The 21,118-nt window shown below is 39.6% G+C and carries 20 protein-coding genes; 10 read left to right on the top strand and 10 right to left on the bottom strand.

Annotated elements, in window-relative coordinates; genetic code table 11:
• Positions 1-68: 68 nt before the first annotated feature.
• The 6 genes from rpsR to ACO1QW_RS01065 form a co-directional block, all read right to left on the bottom strand.
• On the bottom strand, positions 69-332 hold the full coding sequence (gene rpsR / locus ACO1QW_RS01090; protein WP_486254892.1) for a 30S ribosomal protein S18: 264 nt from the start codon (positions 330-332) through the stop codon (positions 69-71).
• Positions 333-335: 3 nt separating this feature from the next.
• Positions 336-689, bottom strand: a complete 354-nt coding sequence (rpsF, locus tag ACO1QW_RS01085) for a 30S ribosomal protein S6 (RefSeq protein WP_486254891.1) — start codon at positions 687-689, stop codon at positions 336-338.
• Positions 690-952: 263 nt separating this feature from the next.
• Entirely contained in the window at positions 953-5,557 is a 4,605-nt protein-coding gene (locus ACO1QW_RS01080) for an Ig-like domain-containing protein (protein ID WP_486254889.1), read from the bottom strand.
• A 148-nt stretch (positions 5,558-5,705) separates the two neighbouring features.
• Complete coding sequence (locus tag ACO1QW_RS01075; protein WP_486254887.1) at positions 5,706-6,389, bottom strand: methyltransferase domain-containing protein; 684 nt, start codon at positions 6,387-6,389, stop codon at positions 5,706-5,708.
• Positions 6,386-8,089 (bottom strand): single-stranded-DNA-specific exonuclease RecJ, encoded by a 1,704-nt coding sequence (gene recJ / locus ACO1QW_RS01070; protein ID WP_486254885.1) that lies wholly within the window; start codon positions 8,087-8,089, stop codon positions 6,386-6,388. The genes ACO1QW_RS01075 and recJ overlap by 4 nt, the downstream gene beginning before the upstream one ends.
• Positions 8,090-8,091: 2 nt before the next feature.
• The gene (locus ACO1QW_RS01065) at positions 8,092-9,036 is read right to left on the bottom strand and encodes a polyprenyl synthetase family protein (protein ID WP_486254883.1); all 945 of its coding nucleotides are present in this window, start codon (positions 9,034-9,036) and stop codon (positions 8,092-8,094) included.
• Between the two features lie 215 nt (positions 9,037-9,251).
• Between ACO1QW_RS01065 and ACO1QW_RS01060 the strand changes: the two genes are divergently transcribed.
• The 7 genes from ACO1QW_RS01060 to ACO1QW_RS01030 all read left to right on the top strand — a co-directional run bounded on the left by ACO1QW_RS01060 (position 9,252) and on the right by ACO1QW_RS01030 (position 15,570).
• Positions 9,252-10,970, top strand: coding sequence for an OmpA family protein (locus tag ACO1QW_RS01060; protein WP_486254881.1), 1,719 nt, complete (start codon positions 9,252-9,254; stop codon positions 10,968-10,970).
• Between the two features lie 138 nt (positions 10,971-11,108).
• Entirely contained in the window at positions 11,109-11,939 is an 831-nt protein-coding gene (locus ACO1QW_RS01055) for an outer membrane protein assembly factor BamD (protein ID WP_486254879.1), read from the top strand.
• Entirely contained in the window at positions 11,914-12,255 is a 342-nt protein-coding gene (locus ACO1QW_RS01050) for a DNA-directed RNA polymerase subunit omega (protein ID WP_129130186.1), read from the top strand. The genes ACO1QW_RS01055 and ACO1QW_RS01050 overlap by 26 nt, the downstream gene beginning before the upstream one ends.
• A gap of 92 nt (positions 12,256-12,347) precedes the next feature.
• Complete coding sequence (gene coaBC, locus ACO1QW_RS01045) at positions 12,348-13,547, top strand: bifunctional phosphopantothenoylcysteine decarboxylase/phosphopantothenate--cysteine ligase CoaBC (protein WP_486254876.1); 1,200 nt, start codon at positions 12,348-12,350, stop codon at positions 13,545-13,547.
• Complete coding sequence (porD, locus tag ACO1QW_RS01040; RefSeq protein ID WP_486254874.1) at positions 13,540-14,460, top strand: type IX secretion system protein PorD; 921 nt, start codon at positions 13,540-13,542, stop codon at positions 14,458-14,460. The genes coaBC and porD overlap by 8 nt, the downstream gene beginning before the upstream one ends.
• Positions 14,457-14,876: a DUF4296 domain-containing protein gene (locus ACO1QW_RS01035; protein WP_486254872.1), complete on the top strand. Its 420-nt coding sequence runs from the start codon at positions 14,457-14,459 to the stop codon at positions 14,874-14,876. Before porD ends, ACO1QW_RS01035 begins: the two co-directional genes overlap by 4 nt.
• Positions 14,860-15,570, top strand: a complete 711-nt coding sequence (locus ACO1QW_RS01030; protein ID WP_486254870.1) for a hypothetical protein — start codon at positions 14,860-14,862, stop codon at positions 15,568-15,570. The genes ACO1QW_RS01035 and ACO1QW_RS01030 overlap by 17 nt, the downstream gene beginning before the upstream one ends.
• On the opposite strand, the gene ACO1QW_RS01025 is transcribed toward ACO1QW_RS01030, so the two are convergent.
• From ACO1QW_RS01025 to ACO1QW_RS01010, 4 genes are read right to left on the bottom strand one after another with little or no spacing between them, the layout of a single operon-like run.
• Positions 15,567-16,217 (bottom strand): response regulator transcription factor, encoded by a 651-nt coding sequence (locus tag ACO1QW_RS01025; RefSeq protein WP_486254868.1) that lies wholly within the window; start codon positions 16,215-16,217, stop codon positions 15,567-15,569. The genes ACO1QW_RS01030 and ACO1QW_RS01025 overlap by 4 nt on opposite strands.
• A 35-nt stretch (positions 16,218-16,252) precedes the next feature.
• Positions 16,253-17,077, bottom strand: a complete 825-nt coding sequence (locus tag ACO1QW_RS01020) for a sensor histidine kinase (protein ID WP_486254866.1) — start codon at positions 17,075-17,077, stop codon at positions 16,253-16,255.
• A 31-nt stretch (positions 17,078-17,108) separates the two neighbouring features.
• Positions 17,109-17,774 (bottom strand): hypothetical protein, encoded by a 666-nt coding sequence (locus ACO1QW_RS01015; protein ID WP_486254864.1) that lies wholly within the window; start codon positions 17,772-17,774, stop codon positions 17,109-17,111.
• 57 nt (positions 17,775-17,831) lie between these two features.
• Positions 17,832-18,179, bottom strand: coding sequence for a hypothetical protein (locus ACO1QW_RS01010; protein ID WP_486254863.1), 348 nt, complete (start codon positions 18,177-18,179; stop codon positions 17,832-17,834).
• A gap of 547 nt (positions 18,180-18,726) precedes the next feature.
• On the opposite strand from ACO1QW_RS01010, the gene ACO1QW_RS01005 reads away from it, so the two are divergent.
• From ACO1QW_RS01005 to ACO1QW_RS00995, 3 genes are all read left to right on the top strand, one after another.
• Complete coding sequence (locus tag ACO1QW_RS01005; protein WP_486254862.1) at positions 18,727-19,386, top strand: response regulator transcription factor; 660 nt, start codon at positions 18,727-18,729, stop codon at positions 19,384-19,386.
• Positions 19,387-19,495: 109 nt separating this feature from the next.
• A complete protein-coding gene (locus ACO1QW_RS01000) occupies positions 19,496-20,188 on the top strand; it encodes a response regulator (RefSeq protein WP_340435853.1) in 693 nt (230 codons plus the stop codon).
• Positions 20,189-20,265: 77 nt separating this feature from the next.
• The gene (locus ACO1QW_RS00995; RefSeq protein WP_486254860.1) at positions 20,266-21,111 is read left to right on the top strand and encodes an aminotransferase class IV; all 846 of its coding nucleotides are present in this window, start codon (positions 20,266-20,268) and stop codon (positions 21,109-21,111) included.
• Positions 21,112-21,118 lie beyond the last annotated feature (7 nt).

Below are 21,118 nucleotides of genomic sequence, written 5' to 3'. Positions count from 1 at the left end.
TAACCCAGTCTTTTCAAACTGTCTTCTCGGCCGTGGCGGAGAGTTAGGGAAAGGTTCACTAATTATTTTTATTTCAACAAATCAGTTACATAAGGAAGCAACGCCATTTGACGAGCTTTCTTAACTGCATCTGATAATTTACGTTGGTACTTTAAAGAGTTACCAGTTAAACGACGGGGAAGGATCTTACCCTGTTCGTTCAAAAACTTTTTGAGGAACTCAATGTCTTTGTAATCGATGTAACGGATACCATACTTCTTGAAACGGCAATATTTTTTGCGAGGTTTCTCGGTTTTAATCGCCGTCAGGTATTTGATTTCATTCTTTGCCATGACTTAAGCCTCCGCTTTTTGGTTACCGGTTGGTACGCCATTTTTCTTTTTGTCATTGTACTCAACGGCGTATTTGTCGAGTGCAGTGTACATGTGACGGAGCACTTGCTCATCACGGTGGATTTGTACATTCAACTTCTCATTAAAGTCTGAAGCTGCTTTGTACTCAATTACCCAGTAAATACCGGTTGTTTTTTTCTCGATTGGATAGGCGAGAGATTTTAAACCCCAGGGATTGCTGTGCACCACTTCGCCGCCATTTGCTGCGAGTAAATCGGTGTAGCGTTTTTGTGCTGCCTTGAATTCGTCTTCAGACAGAACCGGGGTAAAAATCACCATCATTTCGTAATTGTTCATTACTGTTTGTGATTTAAAATTAATAATTGGGTTTATCCCATCGGATTCCGGCATTTCTGCCAGAAAATCTGCCAATACAGATTTGGGGCTGCAAAGGTAGGGGAAACAGGCTGAAGATGGTGCAGCAAGCAGAGTTTATTTTCCTTGAAACCCTTACCCAGCAAAGATCACCGGAAATAGCTGATTCAGAAGCTATTTGCCTGGTTGAGGACAAAAAAAGCCCCGTCAACGACGGGGCTTTCCAAATAATAAACGAGTTGAACTTATAGTTTCAGGAGTTTGATCACCTGACGATCTGTTCCCTGGGTAATCTCAGCAAAGTAGATACCTGAACGGAATCCTTCCCCAACTACCAGTTTTTGCATGGAGTTGATATTGCTTCGTTGTTCCAGAACCCTTCCCTGAATATCCAATATTCTCAGATTGATCTTTCCATTTTGCTGAGCACTGATCAAAAGCGTGAACTCGGAAACAGATGGATTTGGCAATACCTGTACCATCAGTTTGCCGGTTTCAATCGCTCCATTTCTTGCTGAAGCAGGGGGAGCTGAGCTACTGCAGGCACCCAACATATCGCCATGTGCCAAGTGGTTTACCACATCGCCCTGGCTGATGCTGATGGATTGTTGATTTTTATGGCAGATTGTAACCTTGTCGAGTTTCTTACCACTTCTTACATCTACCACATCAATTGTTTTTTCAGCAGTCGCCTGGCAGCCATTTGCATCGGTTACTGTCACAATGTAAGTTGTTTGGGTAACCGGACTTACGGTTGCAGTTGAAGTTGTGGCACCAGTGGACCAGTTGTAATTGTATGATGCTGTGCCGCCGTTTGCATTTGCTGTTAATGTAAGTGAAGAGGCAGGGGCATATCCGATGTAAACAGTATTTGCTAATGTACCTGATGGTAATGCGTAGGCATCAGGAATAGTAACTGTTGGATTAGCATTAATAATAACAGTTGTGCTGCATGTAGCTGTATTTCCCCAGCTGTCAGTTGCTGTCCATACGATAACACTGTTACCGATGCTGAAGTCGCCACTTGCGTTGTTACCTGTGCCATTACGCTCTGTTGCACCAGTGATGCTGTAAACATAACTGATCGCATCGCCACAATCATCATTTGCAACAAATGCAGGGATTGTGTAATTGAGGGAAGTAGCGGCGCAAAGTTTCACTTCTGCAGTGCATGTTGTTACTGCGGGTGCTGTTGTGTTGCTGAAGCGGTAACGACTAAACACAGGATAATGATCTGATGTTGTTGAACCGTAGTTATTCACTAACGATGTAACATCGGTCAGGATCTTTGCACTTGCAGGAAGATAATCGTTTACCAATTCATTTGAAATAGTTACATGATCGATAATGTCGTTATAACTCACAGTTGATTTTTTACCAGCAAGGCTTAATGGTAATGTCACAGGTGTGAAGCTGGTAATATCATCCGTAAATATCTTGTATGAAGTAACGGGAGGATTTATACCTGCAGTGATGGTGATGTCAAGATCATCATTGTAATCACCCAGCATAATGATCCTGTCGGCAGCATAATTCTGTTGCAATGTATAGTGCAACGTGTCTGCTCCACGTTTTCTCCTGTTATACGATTCAGTTGTTGGTGATGTATTTGCTTTTGCATGTACCAAAACAAATTTCACAGGCTTGGTTTCACAATTAAGTGTTACATCAGCACTCATCATAAATGGAAAACGGCCACTCGCCCAATAATCGTAAGCAGGATTTGTAAGATCTGCTGCCGAATTGATTCCTTGCGATAATAATGCAGTTGTGCTTACATTACTCAATACTGAAGTTTTGTAAATGAAGGCCAGCTTTTGTGCTGTGGCCAATGCAGACGGAGGATTTTTGCTCGTGTTGGTGTGTGATCCATAATTACTGATCACATAAGTATAACCAGGCATTTGACTCACTACGGCTGCCAAACGTTCTTCACTTACTATTTCAGTAACTGCATATACATCGGCATTAATATTATTCAGAATGGTTTTTACGTTTTGTTCCTGCTGGGCATCATTTGTTGGGCCATTTTCGGCGCTGCCAAACCATTCGATATTCCAATTCACAACTTCAAGCGTAGTAACAGGATCGATGCTTGTGCCGCTTACATTAACTGTTTGCGAAATATCACCCGTTGTAATTGAAATATTTCCAGCGAAATCAACATTGTTTTGTGTTGGTGCAAAACGAACATAAACTGTTTTAGAAATGTTGTTTGCCTCAACAACTGAATAACTGAGAGAAGAACTGAAACTGTTTCCATCTTTCGATAAAGTAAAGGCGCCAGTTGCAGTTAATGTAATATCACTTGTTAAATCGTTTCCGATAATAGTGAATGTTTTATCACTTGTTGTTCCGCTTGCAGCAAATGCAAATTGAACATCAGTAGTACTTACAGTTAAACTTGGCGGTGGTGGCACAGGTGAATTGCCAAGGCTAATATCATCCAGCGTCCAGCGTGCACCCTCATCTTCATCCGAATAGTAAACAAATGCAAAATGCACATTGCTTCCTTTGAATGCAGAGAGGTTGATGTTTTCTGATAAGGTCCATACGTTTGATGTTTGTGTCGGAAACTTGCCATTAATATCAGTCCATGTAGCAGTTGACGGATCACCACTTACATAATCAGTTGAAACTTTCAATTGCAGAGGCTGACCGTTGAATGCAGTGCGGCTCCAGAACGAAAGCAATGGATAATTGGTTGAAGTCAAATTAAACGATGGTGAAATAAGCCAATCTGTATTGGGCACATTTGTTCCATTTGCAAAACCATTGATCTGTACTCCGCTTGGGAAGGCTGTTGTTCCTGCAGGTGCGTTTGGATCACGACCGAATGTTGTACATCCCCAAACAACACTTCCAACCTGGCTGTATTGTGTAAAGCCATCGCTTAAACCAGAAGTGCAGTTCTGGAAGTTGGCAACATAAATATTAATGCCCGTTGTAAATGCCCATGTGCTGTTGCCGCTGATGCCCGCAAATGGGTTGCCTTCAAGATCTGTAACAGCGCCTGCTGAAACTTCGAGATAGTAGGCAGTGTTTACCTGCAAGTTGTTTAATGCAATAGTTAATGTTCTGCCTGTAAGAGTAGCGCTGCTTATATTGATCGTTTGCACAATACTGTTGTCGCTTGTTTTCTTCAACACAATTGTTCCGCTTCCTTTCACCACATCTTCATTAAATGTGATGGATGCCGAAAGGTTAACGGCAGTGTTGGTTGTGCCGTTCGCAGGAACTAATGTTGTTACAGTTGGGGGAATAAGATCAACAGGATTTGCTTCAATGGTAAAGTCATCAATAGCCAATCCATCATCAGAACCACTTGCATTGAAATCGTTCCACCGAATAAGGAAAACTGTTCCTGCTGGAATGGATAAACCACGAATAGTATAAATAATCTCTTTTTTATTTTCTACGCTGTTGCCGTCTTTATTTCCCGCAGCCGTGCCTGTGTTGGGCGTTTCAAAATCAAGTGCATCAACAGTGATCCATGTGCCATTAGAAAGACTTGTTGCATCGAGGCTATATTGAAATGAAAGTTTATCCGCTCTTAGTGTCGTACCTAAACGCCATTCTTCTCCTGTGTAACTAATCTTGATTTTTGTGATTACCGTTCCAGTGCTATTTTGAATTTGTGCACCGAAAGATGAAACGAGACTTCCGGATTGCAAGGTACCCAATGCTCTGTCGGTGCTTCCGGTCGCCCCAAAACTGTATGTATCGCCTGAAGTTGAAGAGCCATTTCCTGCACTGTATAATCCGTTTGCATTACCTAAGGTTTCTAAAAATAGCCAACCGGTGGGAAGAGAGGAAGATGTGCCGGTATTTACAAGTGAGTTAAAATTCTGTGTGTAACTGGTGACAAGTGAGATATTGGGATTTGCCAAGAGATCGTTGTCAGCCATAGTGATACTGGCATTTGCTGTTCCAACAATTGCCGGGCTTGTAACGGAAGTTATAGTGATCTCAATGCTTTCGTTTCCTTCAATTAAAATATCATCAATTGTATTTAAGGTTATAGTTGCTGATGTGTTGCCGGGTGCAATAGTAACAGAGCCCGCTTGCGGATTTGTATAATCGGTGGTAACGGTCGCCGAGCCCGCTAATGTATATGTAACTGTAATACCGCCCGCAGGTGCAGGGGCAGTAGCGGTAATCGTGAAGCTGCCATTCGTGGAAGGCTCAGCAGCGTTTGTTCCTGCAACAGCTGAAACAGATAACGCAGGACCTGAACATGGATTTAAGGTGGATGCTGTATTTCTTGGTGTTGGAGCCGCAGCCGCAAAATCAGCAACGTTATTATTGTTATCAGTACAACCATTCAAAGCTCTGATGACTGCATTTGTATTTGAAGGGGCAGGAGTTGCTCCACTACCTTCAAAACAATTTGCGGTGCTGCCAAATCCTACGAAATCTACCACAGTTGGTCCGCTGGGGCAACTTGTTCCGGCAGTAATTAATGTGTTTACATTTAACAGCGCTACTTTGCCGGCAGTACCGCTCATTGCAGTTGTTGCCGTTACGTCAGGTGTTGGCAAAGCCGTTGTGCCGCCTGCACCTTGTGCCTGCTGAATAAGATAATACTGGCCGGGTGCAAGTGTGACGTTGGTAAGATCAGTCTTTGTCCAGGATGTACCTGTTGCTGATGCGTATTGTACAGACCATCCGTTGAGACTGACAGAATTTGTGCCTCTGTTGAATAATTCAATAAAATCATGGGTGTATGTAGCACCGGTATTCCCCCCGCCACCGTACACCTGACTTATTACTACTTGCGAAGAACCGGTTAAGATAAATGCTGCAACAAATAGTAGTGACAGCAACAACCGTAGTTGAAGTTTTCTCATTGCTTTAGTTTACGTTACTTTAAAAAAATGTGGAGATTACAGGAGAAAGGATCGGATTAATCGGCAGGATATTGAAGGTTAAATGTAAGGCCTATCAATGATTAAGGAATAAATCCACGATGAAATTTTTATTAACAGTAAAGTCACTTTAAAGAGCAGGTGCCTTTTTTGAAAGGATAACTCCTTCCAGGAAATTGTATTTTTTAATGCGGTATAAAACGTCGTAACCATCGGCAAAAAATAATTCCTCATGTCGGGGGCTGCAATAAATTACATAAATGTCACGGGGGAAATATTGCAAAGATTGATTGATTATATGGATAATTTTTTTCATCAACACCTCATCAAAAGGATTGAAAAGAAATACAGTTGTCACATCTCCGCTAATATTTAAGGTGCTGATATCGCTCCAGATCAAATCATAGTCTATTGAAGGGTAGCGTTTTTTTGTTAGTGCAAGATTTTCTGCTGCTGCTTCAATCAGTTGTTTTGCAAAATCAATCCCGGAAAGTTTTGTAAAACCGTAAGCTGCTGCTACGCACAAAGCCCGGCCTTTGCCACAGCCGATGTCTAAGAACCTCCCTTCTTTTACTTTTGCCGGCAAATGATTCAACACTTTTTCAACAGTGAAATAATTTACGGGCATGTATTCCGTGGCATGTGATAATTGATTGCCTTTGATCTGGAATTCTGAAAGATCATTGGCTGAAGTAGTAGAGATGCCGTATTTTTTTTCGCCTTTTAATTCTTGTTTTAAGGTGAAGAAACCTATCCTGATGCCCCAGTTTGAAGCAATGTATAAGAAGTAGTTTATGTGTTGCAGAAGTTTCAATCAGTAGATTGTCTGATGTCGATAACCTTTAGTTGAAGACTGATGGTGCCGTTCCAATCATTTTCATCAATTGTATACACTATGTCGAATTTACCGTTTTGTACAATGGGAAATAAATGTGCTGCCCGAAAGAATATTCCTGTTATTACTACATCATTTTGTTTAACAACTAAACGGATATGCTGATCTTTCACAATTTTACTAAAACCGGTATCGCTTACGTTTTTCGAAACAAAAACCGGACGCATATTCTCAGGGCCAAAAGGTTCCATTTGTTTGATGATGTTGTAAAGCCCTGATTTTATATCGGCAAACTGTAACTCTTCATCAATAATAATTTCAGGAACCAGCTGCTCTTCTTTAATTGTTCGCATTACTTCATTTTCAAAGGCAGCAGCAAATGCGTCAATATTTTCGGGCATCAAGGTGAGGCCTGCGGCCGCAAAATGTCCTCCATATCCCAACAGATGTTCACGACAGGCATGAATAGCTTCATATAAATTAAAGCCATTCACACTTCTTGCACTGCCTGCGGCATAATCGCCACTTTGCGTAAGCACAATTGTTGGGCGATAATAGTGTTCAGTTAATCTTGATGCAACAATGCCAACCACGCCTTTATGCCAATGCGATTGATAAAGCACTGTTGATTTTCTCATTTTCAGTTGTTCGTCTCCGTTAATCAGCGCAAGCGCTTCTTCGGTAATAGACATATCTGCTTCCTTTCGGTCATCATTATCAGCATGAAGCATCTCTGCAAACGTTAAAGCTTCTTCATACGTTGAAGCAATAAACATTTGAACGGCTTTACGGGCATCATCCATACGGCCTGCGGCGTTAACACGTGGTGCAATTAAAAACACAAGGTTATTAATATGCATGGTTGTTTTTACAGCACTCAAAAACATCAACGCTTTAATACCGTTCGAGGGCTTTTCATTCACACGTCTCAATCCGTGAAAAGCAAGGATACGGTTTTCGCCGGTCATGGGAACGATGTCTGCTGCAATTGCTGTTGCAACAAGATCAAGGTAGCGATGTACATGTTCATCATCAAGGTTTAACGTTTGTACTAATGCGCTGATAAGTTTAAATCCAACACCGCAACCACACAATTCTTTGTAAGGATAAGCACAATCTTTTTGCTTGGGATTGAGAATGGCAACGGCTGGGGGTAATTCGGTATCGGGCAAATGATGATCACATACAATAAAGTCAATGCCTAATTCTTTTGCATAGACAATCAACTCAACTGATTTAATGCCGCAGTCGAGTGAAATAATAAGATTAAAGCCGTTGGCTTTTGCAAAATCGATCCCTTGTTTTGATACTCCATATCCTTCACGGTAACGATGAGGAATATAAAAGTCTAATAATGATGTATCGTAAACCGAACAAAGAAATTGGTACATGCATGCCACACTGGTTGTGCCATCAACATCATAATCACCAAACACCAGCATTTTTTCATTGACATTGAAAGCATGAAGCAAACGATCAACTGCCTTTTGCATATCCTTCATTAAAAAAGGATCATGCAGGTCATTTAGTTGCGGACGAAAATATTGTTTGGCTTTTTCAAACGTATCAAATCCTCTTTGAACGAGGATGCTGCAGAGTACAGGATGAATCTTCAACTCTTGGTTTAGTGCCGCAGTCCTTTGCGTATCTTTTTTTAAGAAAGTCCATCGTTTCTGCATGCTTAATATTTTCTATCGGTGGTATATCTTACCAAAGCTTCAAGACCATCTCGTATTTCATTTTTGGGGAACTGATGAAGAATCGAAATGGCTTCATCACGATATTGATTCATCGTTTGTTCAGCATAACCAATACCTCCTGCTTTTATAACCTCGTCAATAATGTATTGAACGTTTTTCTTCTGCCTGTTTTCGTTTTTAAGGAGATAAATCAATTCTTTTTTCTTATCAGGTTCAGCATTGTTCAAAGTGTAGATCAATGGAAGAGTCAGCTTTTTTTCTTTGATGTCGTTTCCAGTAGGTTTGCCAATAGAAGCACTGCCGTAATCAAAAAGATCATCTTTAATCTGAAAGGCAATGCCCGCTTTTTCTCCAAACAATTTCATCTGCTCTGTTTTTTCAACATCCATGGTTGTAGACCAGGTTCCTGCAGCACAGGCAGAGGAGAGAAGGGAGGCTGTTTTATTTTTAATTATTTCGAAGTAAACTTCTTCGCTAAGGTTTAGTTTTCTTGTCTTTTCTATTTGCAGTAGTTCACCCTCACTCATCTTTTCAACTGCTTCCGAAAGTATTTTTAACGTGGTAAAGTCATCGTTTTTCAAAGAAAGTAGCAGACCTTTTGACAAGAGATAATCGCCTACCAACACCGCAATTTTATTTTTCCAAAGAGCATTGATTGAGAAAAAACCTCGCCTTTCCATCGATTCATCTACAACATCGTCATGAACAAGGGTGGCGGTGTGCAGCAATTCCACAAGAGCAGCCGCACGGTGGGTACTTTCGGTAATTGGTCCAAATAATTTGGCGCTCAGGAACACGAACATGGGCCGAACCTGCTTCCCCTTCCGTTTAATAATGTATTGCATGATCCGGTCAAGCAACGACACCCGACTTTTAACCGCCTGGCGGAATTTTTCTTCAAAAGCCTGTAGTTCGTCTTTTACCAATAATTGAATTTGGGAGGAAGCACTCATGGGTTGGCAAATTACATTAATTGCACATCTTTCGTTTATTTTGGATGCCCAATGCAGCAATATTTGATGGAAATTGGTCTCATATGACTATCTGATTGTAAATAAATTGCAAAAAATTTGCTTTTTAAACTGTGATCTCTATTTTTGCACTAATCATCAGGAATTTTCGAAACTTAATTACAACAACTATGGCAAGCAAAAAGTACACCCTTCTTATAGGGGCCCTATGTTTTATTTTAACAAACCTCTCTGCTCAGAGCTACGATTGGAAAGACTCCTCTCTTATCCCTAAGAAATCACAAGCTCAGCACAACGAATTTTTACAAAATCAGCAACCTTTCCCAGCAAAGCCACGTAACCAGTGGGAAATTGGTTTAAGCGTTGGTAATGTTTTGGTGGCTGGCGACGTAACACCTGTTATCCCTCAAATTGGTTGGGGTGCACATGTGCGTAAAGCATTTGGTTATATTTTTTCTGCCAGAGTGCAATATGCAGGTGGTATCGCAAAAGGGTTGAACTGGATCCCTGCGTTCAACTATGCAAAAAATCCGGCATGGGCTTCACAATACAATGCTCCCACAAATTATCGTTATACCGGAGCTGCGGGTTCTGTTCCCGGCCTTCCAAATGGCTCACCTGGGGAGCTTTATCAAATCGGTTCAAAGAGTTTAGCGGCAGGTCAGTACGTACCTTACAATGAAACTAACCAGGATCCGGTTTACTATAACTTCAGAACTATATCTCATCAACTTTCGTTACAAGGTATAATCACACTAAATAATATCCGTTTCCACAAATCAAAAACTAGCTTTATTATCTATGGTCTTGGAGGTATAGGAGGCATGGTTTACGAATCAAAAGTAGATGCCCTAGATGCAAATGGCAGAACATATGGGAAAGCTCCAAGTGGCACAGGTCTTTTCAGCCAAGTGTATACCCAATACCAAGTTACAAACAAAAATAAGCGTGAAATCCGCCGAGACTTGAAAGCCGGCATGGATAAGAAATATGAAACTGCCGCAGAAGGACAAGATTGGCGTCGTCCTAAGTTATTTGATATGACTTTCAGGCCAATGGTTCAAGTAGGCGCTGGGTTGGCTTTTAAAGTAGGCAAGCGTTTCAGTATAGGTATTGAAGAAGTATTGACTGTAGTGAAAGATGATCTTCTCGATGGTCAACGTTGGCAAGAGCATTCAATGGGTGATGCTTCTTTAACTCGTGATTTCGACAACTGGCATTATACAAATATTAATTTCAACTATAGCCTTGGTTCTAAAGCTGTTGAGCCTCTCTGGTGGTTAAATCCATTGGATTATGCTTACAATGAGTTGAACGCTCCACGCCACATGAAGCTTCCAAAACCTGTTTTGGATGATGCTGATGGCGATGGTGTAACAGATCAGTTCGATAACGAACCTAACACACCAGCAGGTTGCCCTGTTGATACTCATGGTGTTGCTCGTGATACTGATGGTGACGGTGTTCCTGATTGTAAGGATAAGGAATTGATCACTCCAACTCAGTGCCAGCCAGTTGATGCTGACGGTGTTGGTAAGTGCCCAGATCCTGAGTGCTGCAAAAACTTAGCTGCTGCTCCTCCAGCTTGTAACCTGGTTGATCTTCCAAGCATCAACTTCGGTGGAAACTCAAGTTCATTGAGCGCAGAAGGTAAAGCATTGGTTGGTAGTGTTGCTTCTTCACTTCGTGGTAATCCAGAATGTAAATTGATCGTTTGCGGTAGCGCTGCTAAGAGCAAATCTGGTCAGGCATTAGGTCAAAAGCGTGTTGACGCTATCGTTAAATACCTCGTTGAAGTACAAGGTATCAGCGCTGACCGTGTAGTTGCTCAGTACGACTGCCATGAAGGTGATCCTTCAGTAGTTGAGCTCCGTGCAGAAAAGAAATAAGTTTATATAGACTAATTGCTTATAAAGCCCTCCGGTCAAACGGGGGGCTTTTCTTTAGGAAAAGATTAACCGCATTTTTTTCCTCTTAGAAAAAGGATAGGTCTAATTTGCCCGAAAATCTTAACTTTGCTGGCTTTTATGAATTTGATTACCCGTCTTGTATTTTTCGTGGTTGTTACCGGCTCGCTTGCAGGATGTAATAAAAAGACTATTACAAATATCCTCAAGAGTAAAGACGTAGAATATAAACTTGGTATGGCTGAGCAGTACTATGCTAATAAGAAATATAGTAAGGCGCAGATTCTGTACGAAGATTTGTTTCCATTATTGCGAAATGACCCACGTTTTGAAGATCTTTATTATAAGTATGCGTACTGTGGCTTTTATCAAAAGGATTACCTGAGTGCAGAAAATCTTTTTAAAGGATTTCTTGAAGTGTTTCCTAAGAGCCCGAAAGCCGCAGAGGTTGATTATATGAGAGCTTATTGCTATTATAAACAATCTCCTGGTGTTGATCTTGATCAAACAGCTACTCAGAAAGCGATAGGGTTTATGCAAGCGCATCTCAATAACTATCCTGAATCGTCAAAAGCTGAAGATGCCAAAAAGATTATAGAAGAATGTTATGCAAAGCTGGAACAGAAGGAATACAAAAGTGCAGAGCTTTATTACAATGTGGGCTCGCATAGAGCGGCAGCGATTACATTTACTAACCTATTGAATAGTTATCCGGAATCGAAACGTGCAGATGAATATAAATTGATGATTATAAAATCATATTATCAATACGCACAAATGAGTATTGAGGAAAAGCAAAAAGAACGTTTTCAGAAAGTGGTAGATGAGTATTATGATTTTGTTGATCGTTTCCCTGAAAGCAAGCTGTTAAAAGACGCTGAAAAATATTTCACTCTTTCTACAAATAATTTAAAACAAAATAAAAATGAGCAGACTGATACGAAAAGTTAGCGCCAACACCAGCAATGTTGTTGAAACAAAAAATGTGGCTGACTTGAAGGCAAAGACCGGTAATTTATATGAATCAATTGCAGTTATTGCTAAACGTGCCAACCAGATCAATATTTCTTTGAAAGAAGAACTGCACAATAAACTGGAAGAGTTTGCAAGTCACACCGATAGTCTTGAAGAAATTCATGAAAATAAAGAGCAAATCGAGATTTCAAAGGCTTACGAAAGAATGCCTAATCCAGCTTTGCTTGCAACGCAGGAATTTGTGGATGATAAAGTATATCATCGCAGAGCAGAGAATGATTTGTTTTCTTAATCTTTAGTTGCGTAAATGATTTAAATGGCGGTCGTTACACGACCGCCATTACTGTTTTTTTATTGAATATTTTACTCTACTTTCATTTTCTGATGAAGCTACAGGGAAAGAAAATTGTATTGGGAATTACCGGCAGTATTGCTGCTTACAAATCTATTCTGCTCTTAAGGTTATTAGTAAAGGACGGGGCCGAGGTGAAAGTAATACTCACGCCTTCAGCAAAAGACTTTGTGTCTCCTCTTGTGTTATCGACTTTATCAAAGAACAATGTACTCACCGATCTTTTTGATGAAAACAGTTGGGCTAACCATGTAGAACTTGGAAGATGGGCTGATCTAATGTTAATAGCTCCTTTAAGTTGTAATACGCTGGCGAAAATGGCCCATGGAATGTGTGATAATCTCCTGCTTGCTGTTTACCTGTCCGCCACTTGCCCGGTAATGATTGCTCCGGCTATGGATGAAGATATGTGGAAACATCCGGCAACAAAACGCAACATTGAAATACTTCAATCTTACGGAAATCAAATAATACCCGTTGAAGCTGGCGAACTGGCCAGTGGATTAATTGGAGAAGGAAGGATGGCTGAACCAGAAAATATTCTACAAACAGTGCATGGTTTTTTTTTGACCAGCGCTCAGTTTAAAGGGCAGAAAATTCTTATTACTGCAGGCCCTACCTACGAAGCAATTGATCCGGTGCGATTCATTGGTAATCATTCAAGTGGCAAAATGGGAATCGCACTTGCTGATGAGCTTGCAAACCGGGGAGCGGATGTTGTACTTGTCCTTGGCCCTTCATCTCAACAAATCACAAACAATTCCGTAAAAGTCATTAGGGTAAACAGTGCCGAAGAAATGTACCAGCAAAGTGTTGAACAGTTTGCTGATTCTCAGGTAGCGATTATGTCGGCGGCAGTGGCAGATTATACACCTATCGTTACGGCAAATGAAAAGATCAAAAAGAATGAAGGCGAGTTAGAGATTAAATTAAAAAAGACAAAAGATATTCTTGCAAAATTGGGTGAAAGTAAAAAAGACGGCCAGTATTTAGTTGGCTTTGCTCTTGAAACCACAAATGAAAAGGAGTATGCGTTGGGAAAATTGAAGTCGAAAAAAGCCGACATGATTGTATTAAACTCTTTAAATGATGCAGGTGCCGGGTTTGGTGGCGATACAAATAAAATTACCATATTCGACAAGAATGAACGGGAATATTCGTTTACAACAAAGAGTAAGAAAGATGTGGCAAAGGATATCGTGGACACAATTAAAAAATTGATGCATGTATAAAAGCATATTGCTTTTTTTGTTTTTTATTTCAGTACTGATCAGTAATGCACAGGAACTTAACGCCAGAGTGCGTGTGGTCGATAACCAAATTCCGACAACAATTGACAGGAAGATATTCCGAACACTAGAAGCATCACTTACTACGTTCTTAAACAACCGCCGTTGGTCTGCTGATAACTTTAAGCAGAATGAAAAGATCAACTGCCAGGTACTGATCAATCTTGAAGGAATGGGTGAGCCAAATGTTTTTTCTGGAAGTATCACTATCCAAGCGGCACGGCCGGTTTATTCTACTTCATATGTTTCTCCTATTATCAATTTTAAAGATCCCAATTTTGATTTTAAATATGTAGAGTCGCAACCGATGGAGTTTAATGAGAACCGTATTTCAGGATCGGATCCATTAGTCTCCAACTTAACAGCAGTGGTGGCCTATTATGCCTATCTTATCGTTGGGTTTGATTATGAATCATTCTCATTGCGTGGTGGTAATCCATATTTTCAAAAAGCACTTAACATTGTGAATAATGCGCCGGATGCAAGTAAGATATCGGGATGGAAGTCATTTGAAAATAATAATCGTAACAGGTATTGGCTCACAGAAAATCTTATCAACAACCGTTACACTGTAATACATGATGTTTATTACAATTACTACCGGAAAGGGATGGACTATTTGTACGAAAATGAAGCTGGCGCACGTACCGAAGTAATGAATTCTTTGGTGTATCTCGATAACCTAAACCGGGAAACTCCCAACTTAATGATCGTTCAGTTTTTTATGCTGGGTAAAGCGGATGAATTGATCAACCTCTTTAAAAAGGCACCGCCACAGGAAAAATCAAAAGTTGTTGAAGTTCTCAGCAGGCTCGATGTTACCAATTCGAACAAATATAAACAAGAGCTGAGATGAGAGGCATGTTGATATTGTGGATCATTCTTGCTTTCTGCGCATGCTCTGAAACAAAAAAAACTCCAGAGAATATACTTGAACCAGAGAGATTTCAAAAAGTACTTAAGGATGTCATGTTGGCTGACGCATTATCAACAGAGCGTTCGTTCAAAGACACATCGCTTAAAATAAAAGATGCAAATGCTGCTTATTTTTTGAAGATATTTGAGATACACGGAACTACAAAGAATGAGTTTATGCGGAGTTATAATTTTTACCTGAGCCGTCCTGATCTTCTTCGTGTCATTTCCGATTCCGTTTCTGCAGTACTTACCAGAGAAAATCAACAATTAACAACAGATACACTTAAACCAAAGCCAAAGCCCAATGGTAATAACAGCCCGAAAATTAGAATCGGAGATGGGAATAAACAGTGAGATCGCTCACTATTTTGCTAACGAACGGAAAGTGCCATCAAATAACGCTTATTGGAAAAACAAGCGGATTTATATTTCATTTGGCTTTGGATTTCAAGCCATCCCTTTTATGTTCGACTTAGTGCATAAATGCGGCATATCTACTGAACTGCTTTTGCACGAAGATCACCTAAGTCTGATGGAAGAAGGGTTTGATAAAGTAGGGAAATATGAAAGCAATGAAATTACTTTTCCCGAATTTTTAAATGAATGTAAACTGTTGTTGCAAGGCAGGGTAAGGCAAAAACACCTTGCCGCAGATCTTTTTGCACTATTCTCTGGAAAACCTACATCGTATTTCGAATTTGAGACAAAGCATAAAGCGCTTGCAAGATCCGATAGTTTTCTTTTTACATTGGTTGATCTTGATGTATCTGATGAATGGGTAAGATCTTTTCTGCCCATATGGTATTCTCTGGCAAGACCAGTTTTATTGCTGGACGACTTTAAAGACCTGGAACAAGATAGAAAGAATGCTGATGAAAATATAATTATAGAGCTTGGCGATAACGGTAAAGCTGTAAAGCAGGCCTATGATTTCGGGATGCAGGATTTAAAGACATTAACCACAGTAAACCCAAAACTCGCAAACTATATTGAAGATTTTTTTAAGAAATCACTATTACAGGAACATATCCGTTCAATGCTTTCTTAGTCAATTAATGAGTTTTTCATTGCAAAGAAAACAAGCCCCACGGAGTTCTTAACGCCAAAACGTTCCATTAAGCGATCCTTAATTGCTTCAACGGTTCTCGCACTGATCTCCATTTCTTTCGCTATTTCCTGTGCAGTGTATTCCATGCAAAGCAAACGAATCACTTGCTTCTCTTTGTCTGAAATTTGAATTTCGCTATTGAGTGTGGGCACTGCCTTAACCTTGTTATGCGACTTTTTAAGGAGTATTCTGTTTACAAAATTGTTGAGATAATATCCTTTTGTAAATACTTCAAGTATCGCTTTTTTTATTTCGGAAGGATCTGAACTTTTTAAGAGATATCCATTGGCACCATTTTCCATGAGGTGAGTTACGAAACGCTCATCTTCATACATTGTAAGTACCAACACGTGAATGTTTGGATAAAGTTTATTTACCGCCTTGGTAGTTTCAATACCATCTTTGCCTGGCATACGCAGATCCATTAGAATTACATCTGGTTGTGCTTCAGCTAACCCAGCCAATAATTCTTCACCGTTTTCGGCTTCAAGAACAAATCTGATGTTTGTATACGATCTCAACGAAAGGATTACTCCTTTTCGAAAAATTTGGTGATCGTCTGCTATTGCAACTTTAATTTGGTTCATAAGATCAAGGGTTGTAAAGTTAGTGTTTTCAGATGTTATAACATCGCCTCAATCGGTATCTCGATAGTAACCTTATAATAGGTGTTGGAAGGATCTTTTTCAAACAAAATTTTCGAGTTTAAAATCTTTACCCGGCTATAGATATTTTTCAACCCCATACCTTGTGGAGTATCCCTCAGCTTTTCATATTCAGTTTGTGTTAGTCCCTCGCCATCGTGATGCATACGAATATAAATGTATTGATCCGTTTTATTTTGTGTAAGATGGATAAAACTTGAATGACTATGCTTGATGGTATTATTTACAAGTTCCTGCAACACCCTGAAGATCGACAATTCATATTCCAGTTTCAGGCGGCGTTTGTAATCATGAAACCGGGCACTTGCGCTAATAGAGCCGCTACCGTTTATTTTCTGAAACATATCGTTCACCGCACTCTCTAATCCAAAGTTTTTCAACGTTGGCGGAATCAAACTATGCGACATATTCCTGATGAGCTGAATAGTATCATCAATAATTTGTTTTGCATTGTATATACTCTGCAATTGCGTTCCCTGATCCTGGTGAATAAGGTTTTCGTTAAGATATAATCTCACAGTTGCCAAAAGCGGACCAGCATCGTCATGAAGATCAGCTGCAATGCGTTGCCTTTCTTCTTCCTGGCTCTGTATAGAAGCCTGCAGCATCATCTGTTGTTGTTCTTCCTGCATTTTTTTCATGCGTAGCTGAAAGTAAATAACCTTCCGCTGATGAAAAACGATAAACACAATTAATCCAATTGCCAACAGCAACATTCCAAATGTGCCGAAATAAACGACATAAGTTACATTGGTAGCGTTTGTGGCTTGCAAAAAAAACATGGGTTGTGGCAGTGGTTTTGGTTGTGTTCAGTTAGGTTAGGGATAGTCGCCCATCGGAAAGCGCTTGCTTATCAGGCTTAATTGTAAATGCAATTGAAAATAGAACATTCCGGATGATAAAAATCAAAGCATGTATAATGATATATTGATTTTCGAAAACCGCAGATTGTTTTACAATATTATTATACCAAAAGATAAAAAAAGTTCCGGCCGTAAAAACAAGAAACCCAACAATAGACCAAAAAGAACTTTGCGTATAAATAAACATTGTTTTTGGAAAACGGATTTGCTCGAAAAAATACAGTAAACAAAACAGTAGAATTAGAACTGTATTTACTGTTGTTACAATGGAAGTAATTGTGGAAGTTGTTTTAAAAATATAGGGAATGAATTGAAGTGCAGCGTAGCCGATAGTACAAATCAAGGTTAGTTTTTTGTTTATTGGACTCACTAGTACCTCTCGGAAAAAGAAATAAATAAAGGTTAAATAGGTTAAAGGATTAAAGAAGCTTATGACTTGAGTGATTCCCAGATTATCAGTTTTGGCACTAATGATAAACGCAGCTTGCTGAAGTATAGTGAATACAACAAACCAAAAAATTACCCAGTTTTCTCTGCTTTTGGATCCTGTTCTAAGGAAAAAGAGAAAACTGGGTAATAAAAGGGAAAGTCTTGCTATAGTTTCTAATAACTCCAAAAAGCGATTTTGAAGCCAAATATAAAGAACTTTGCAGACTTAATTTTAAGCACTTGATTACCAGCCAGCAGTTTTGAAAGTTTGGTCGCTCACCAATCCTTCTTCTGTTTCTAATTCGCCGGTAACTTTTACTACATTGTAGTTCAAGATTGGGTTCATGTTTGCATCAACACCAACTAAAATTGCTTGACGAACGCCTTGATCGTTGTATCCAGGAACAATTGTAATACCAGCACAACCAGGTTGAGCAAGGATCTTTTCGATCATTTCTCTTCCCATTGTGTTAGCATAATGTTGCTCAGGATGTTTGTCGAAAAAACGTTTTGCCATTTCCTCGCCAGCTTCGAATCCAATGTGGCGACCAATGCTTTCTACTTGTGGTTTTTGAAGTAATTCATTTTGCATAGTTGTAGGTTTAGAAGTGAAGTTTAAGGCACTAAATTTTCAAAATTTGGACGCCTATGCAATAGCTTTGTATGTGAATAACTAGTACGAAATGTCATAATATGCACTAATTCAATACATTATATCTGATAATTCAGAAAATAAGTAAATAGACTAAAGCAATATTACGATAATATTTGCGTAAAATTACTATTTATAAAATGGGAAATTAACGTGAAATTTATTCGGAAATGAACGAGGTAAGACTACTGTGTGAAAAAAATGTGCATAAGTGAAAACCCTTAAAAAAGAGCATTAATGCCGAATAAATAATTTTCAAAAAGCATCCTTTATGCGATGCCCAGGCAAAAATACTCTTGAAAACCTGGAATGCAAGCAAATCATAAACTGTTTTTAGCGGCCAAAGTTTTATCGACCGTCCTTTTTTGCGTGCCTTTCTTGCCCTTATGTTGAATTTCCCTGTAAAAACCCACTTTTGCTAATAGTAAACTTTGAAGTATGAAAACTCTGAAGTATTTTGCAGAAACCTCAAAAACCACAATATCCGATGTCTGCAGACACTAACATTAAGTTCGCCATAGCTGACGATCATAAAATCTTCCGTGACGGTATTAAAATGGCTCTCGGCGGCAGGCCCCACCTCAAATTAATTTGGGAAGCTGAAGACGGTAAAGACATGATGCACAAGCTTACCATCAAAAAGCCCGACATACTTTTAATGGACATCCGTATGCCTGAACTTGATGGTATAAATGCTTTGCAATTGATCCGCAAGGAATACGAAGAGGTGAAAATTGTGGTTCTAAGCATGTATGATGATCAGCAAATGGTGAGCAAAATGATGGAAATGGGGGCAAATGCTTATCTCACAAAAACCACAGATCCCAATGAAATTTACGATGCCATCCTCACTTGTATGAACGAAGACTTCTATTTTAATGAGTTAGTAAATCAGGCTGTTTTACTAAAGTTGAATTATAAGAAAACAGTAAAACAATTTTATCCAAACTCAACAAAATTCTCAGAGAAAGAATTGCAGATATTGAAACTCCTGTCTGAAGACAAAACAACAGAAGAAATCTCGAAAATCGTTTTTCTTAGTCCACGTACAATTGAAACTATTCGGCAGAACATGAAAAACAGGGTAGGTGCAAAGACCATTGCGGGTCTTATTGTTTACGGTATGCGCAATCGGCTTATAGAGTAGGTACCGTAAAAACCACAAGTTAAAATCAGGTACTACTACCTGTAAAAATGAGCAAAAAAAAATTCAATTTGCACTCTGAACTAAGTATTCTGTCTTTAACGTATATCCTATGTACACAATGAAAACCGTAAAACCAGCCGACTCAACAACTGACTTAATTAAAGTAGCGATCACAGATGATCACGTTTTGTACCGTGCCGGTGTAAAAACCGCATTGGGTATGAAAAAAGATATCCAGGTGATCTTTGAAGCCGACAACGGCATGCATCTGTTAAATATGCTGAAGTCAATTCAGCCCGATGTTATTCTCCTCGACGTGCAAATGCCTATTATGGATGGCATCGCCACTCTCCCGGAAGTAAAAAAGCTTTATCCTGATATCAAGATCATTATGCTTACAATGCATGATGAACACACAATGATCACCCGTTTAATGGAGCTTGGCGCAAATTCATACCTCACCAAAAACTCCGATAGTGAAGTTATTTATGAAGCTATCAAAACCTGTCACGAGCAGGAGTATTTCTTCAATACACTTACTAACAAGGCATTGATCGACGGCTTGAAAATGAAACGCCAAGGCGATGCAATGATGGGTCATGATGTAAAATTGAACGATAAAGAAATTAATATCCTTCGATTAATGTGTGAAGAAAAAAGCACAAAGGAAATTGCTGATATCGTTGATTTAAGTCCACGCACAGTGGAGGCGATTCGAGATAAACTCAAATCTAAGATAGGGGCACGCTCAACAGCTGGGTTAATTCTTTATGCTGTAAAACATAATATTATTGAAGGTTAAGATATTTTCAACCAAAACCAACCTGTGTAGGCGATACTGAAAAGTGTCGCCTCTTTTTTTATCTATATTCGTTGCGTATGGCGCAATACTATAGCCTTGATGGGAAATTATATGCCGGAGACGAATTGTGTATTCATCCCGATAACCGCTCTTTCCGGTATGGCGAAGGATTATTTGAGACCATTCGCTTGCATAAAGGTGAAATGCCTTTGTGGAGTTTACATTGGAAACGATTGAGCGAATCCTTGCCCAGGTTATATTTTCAATTGCCACCTCATTTTACAAAAGTAGAATTACAGGAAGAAATTTTACGAGTAGCCAAACGAAATGATTGCCTCGATGCTGCAAGAGTTAGGGTTACTTTTTTTAAAGGAGAAGGGGGTATTTGGGAGCAGGCAAGTTTACCGTTTCACTCTTTGGTGCAATGCTGGCCGTTAGAACGAAAAGAATTCAGCATGAACGAAAACGGATTGGATATTGGGTTGTTTAGTGAAGGACGAAAGTCCTGTGATGGTTTTTCTAACCTTAAAACCAACAATTACCTCCTGTATGCCTTGGCAGCTCAGTATGCTAAAAATGAAAAATTTAATGAATGCCTGGTGCTTAATCAGCATGAGAGAGTTTGCGACGCAACAATTGCAAATGTATTTTTTGTAAAAGATGCCACCATCCATACTCCACGGCTGGAGGAAGGATGCATCAACGGAGTGATGCGTCGATATTTAATTGAAAAATTGAACAATGCCGGAACGCCGGTAATAGAGGGCGCATATTTGCCAAATGAAATTGCCGATGCAGATGAAATATTTTTCACGAATGCATTCAACGGCTTACGGTGGGTTAAACAATGGAGCAACAGAACTTATATGTCCCAGCAATCTTCAGCTATTTTCCATCGGTTTATTTCTCCCTTATTTCCCTAAACATTCT

The sequence above is a fragment of the Lacibacter sp. genome (assembly GCF_057361365.1).
The sequence above is the reverse complement of the archived record's forward strand: the minus strand, read 5'-3'. Positions and strand labels throughout refer to the sequence as shown.

Bases quoted from the DNA above. Each gene is read 5' to 3' on its own strand.
- rpsR (WP_486254892.1), bottom strand. From the start codon at position 332: ATGGCAAAGAATGAAATCAAATACCTGACGGCGATTAAAACCGAGAAA.
- rpsF (WP_486254891.1), bottom strand. From the start codon at position 689: ATGAACAATTACGAAATGATGGTGATTTTTACCCCGGTTCTGTCTGAA.
- ACO1QW_RS01080 (WP_486254889.1), bottom strand. From the start codon at position 5,557: ATGAGAAAACTTCAACTACGGTTGTTGCTGTCACTACTATTTGTTGCA.
- recJ (WP_486254885.1), bottom strand. From the start codon at position 8,089: ATGCAGAAACGATGGACTTTCTTAAAAAAAGATACGCAAAGGACTGCG.
- ACO1QW_RS01060 (WP_486254881.1), top strand. From the start codon at position 9,252: ATGGCAAGCAAAAAGTACACCCTTCTTATAGGGGCCCTATGTTTTATT.
- ACO1QW_RS01055 (WP_486254879.1), top strand. From the start codon at position 11,109: ATGAATTTGATTACCCGTCTTGTATTTTTCGTGGTTGTTACCGGCTCG.
- ACO1QW_RS01050 (WP_129130186.1), top strand. From the start codon at position 11,914: ATGAGCAGACTGATACGAAAAGTTAGCGCCAACACCAGCAATGTTGTT.
- coaBC (WP_486254876.1), top strand. From the start codon at position 12,348: ATGAAGCTACAGGGAAAGAAAATTGTATTGGGAATTACCGGCAGTATT.
- porD (WP_486254874.1), top strand. From the start codon at position 13,540: ATGTATAAAAGCATATTGCTTTTTTTGTTTTTTATTTCAGTACTGATC.
- ACO1QW_RS01035 (WP_486254872.1), top strand. From the start codon at position 14,457: ATGAGAGGCATGTTGATATTGTGGATCATTCTTGCTTTCTGCGCATGC.
- ACO1QW_RS01030 (WP_486254870.1), top strand. From the start codon at position 14,860: ATGGGAATAAACAGTGAGATCGCTCACTATTTTGCTAACGAACGGAAA.
- ACO1QW_RS01025 (WP_486254868.1), bottom strand. From the start codon at position 16,217: ATGAACCAAATTAAAGTTGCAATAGCAGACGATCACCAAATTTTTCGA.
- ACO1QW_RS01020 (WP_486254866.1), bottom strand. From the start codon at position 17,077: ATGTTTTTTTTGCAAGCCACAAACGCTACCAATGTAACTTATGTCGTT.
- ACO1QW_RS01010 (WP_486254863.1), bottom strand. From the start codon at position 18,179: ATGCAAAATGAATTACTTCAAAAACCACAAGTAGAAAGCATTGGTCGC.
- ACO1QW_RS01005 (WP_486254862.1), top strand. From the start codon at position 18,727: ATGTCTGCAGACACTAACATTAAGTTCGCCATAGCTGACGATCATAAA.
- ACO1QW_RS01000 (WP_340435853.1), top strand. From the start codon at position 19,496: ATGTACACAATGAAAACCGTAAAACCAGCCGACTCAACAACTGACTTA.
- ACO1QW_RS00995 (WP_486254860.1), top strand. From the start codon at position 20,266: ATGGCGCAATACTATAGCCTTGATGGGAAATTATATGCCGGAGACGAA.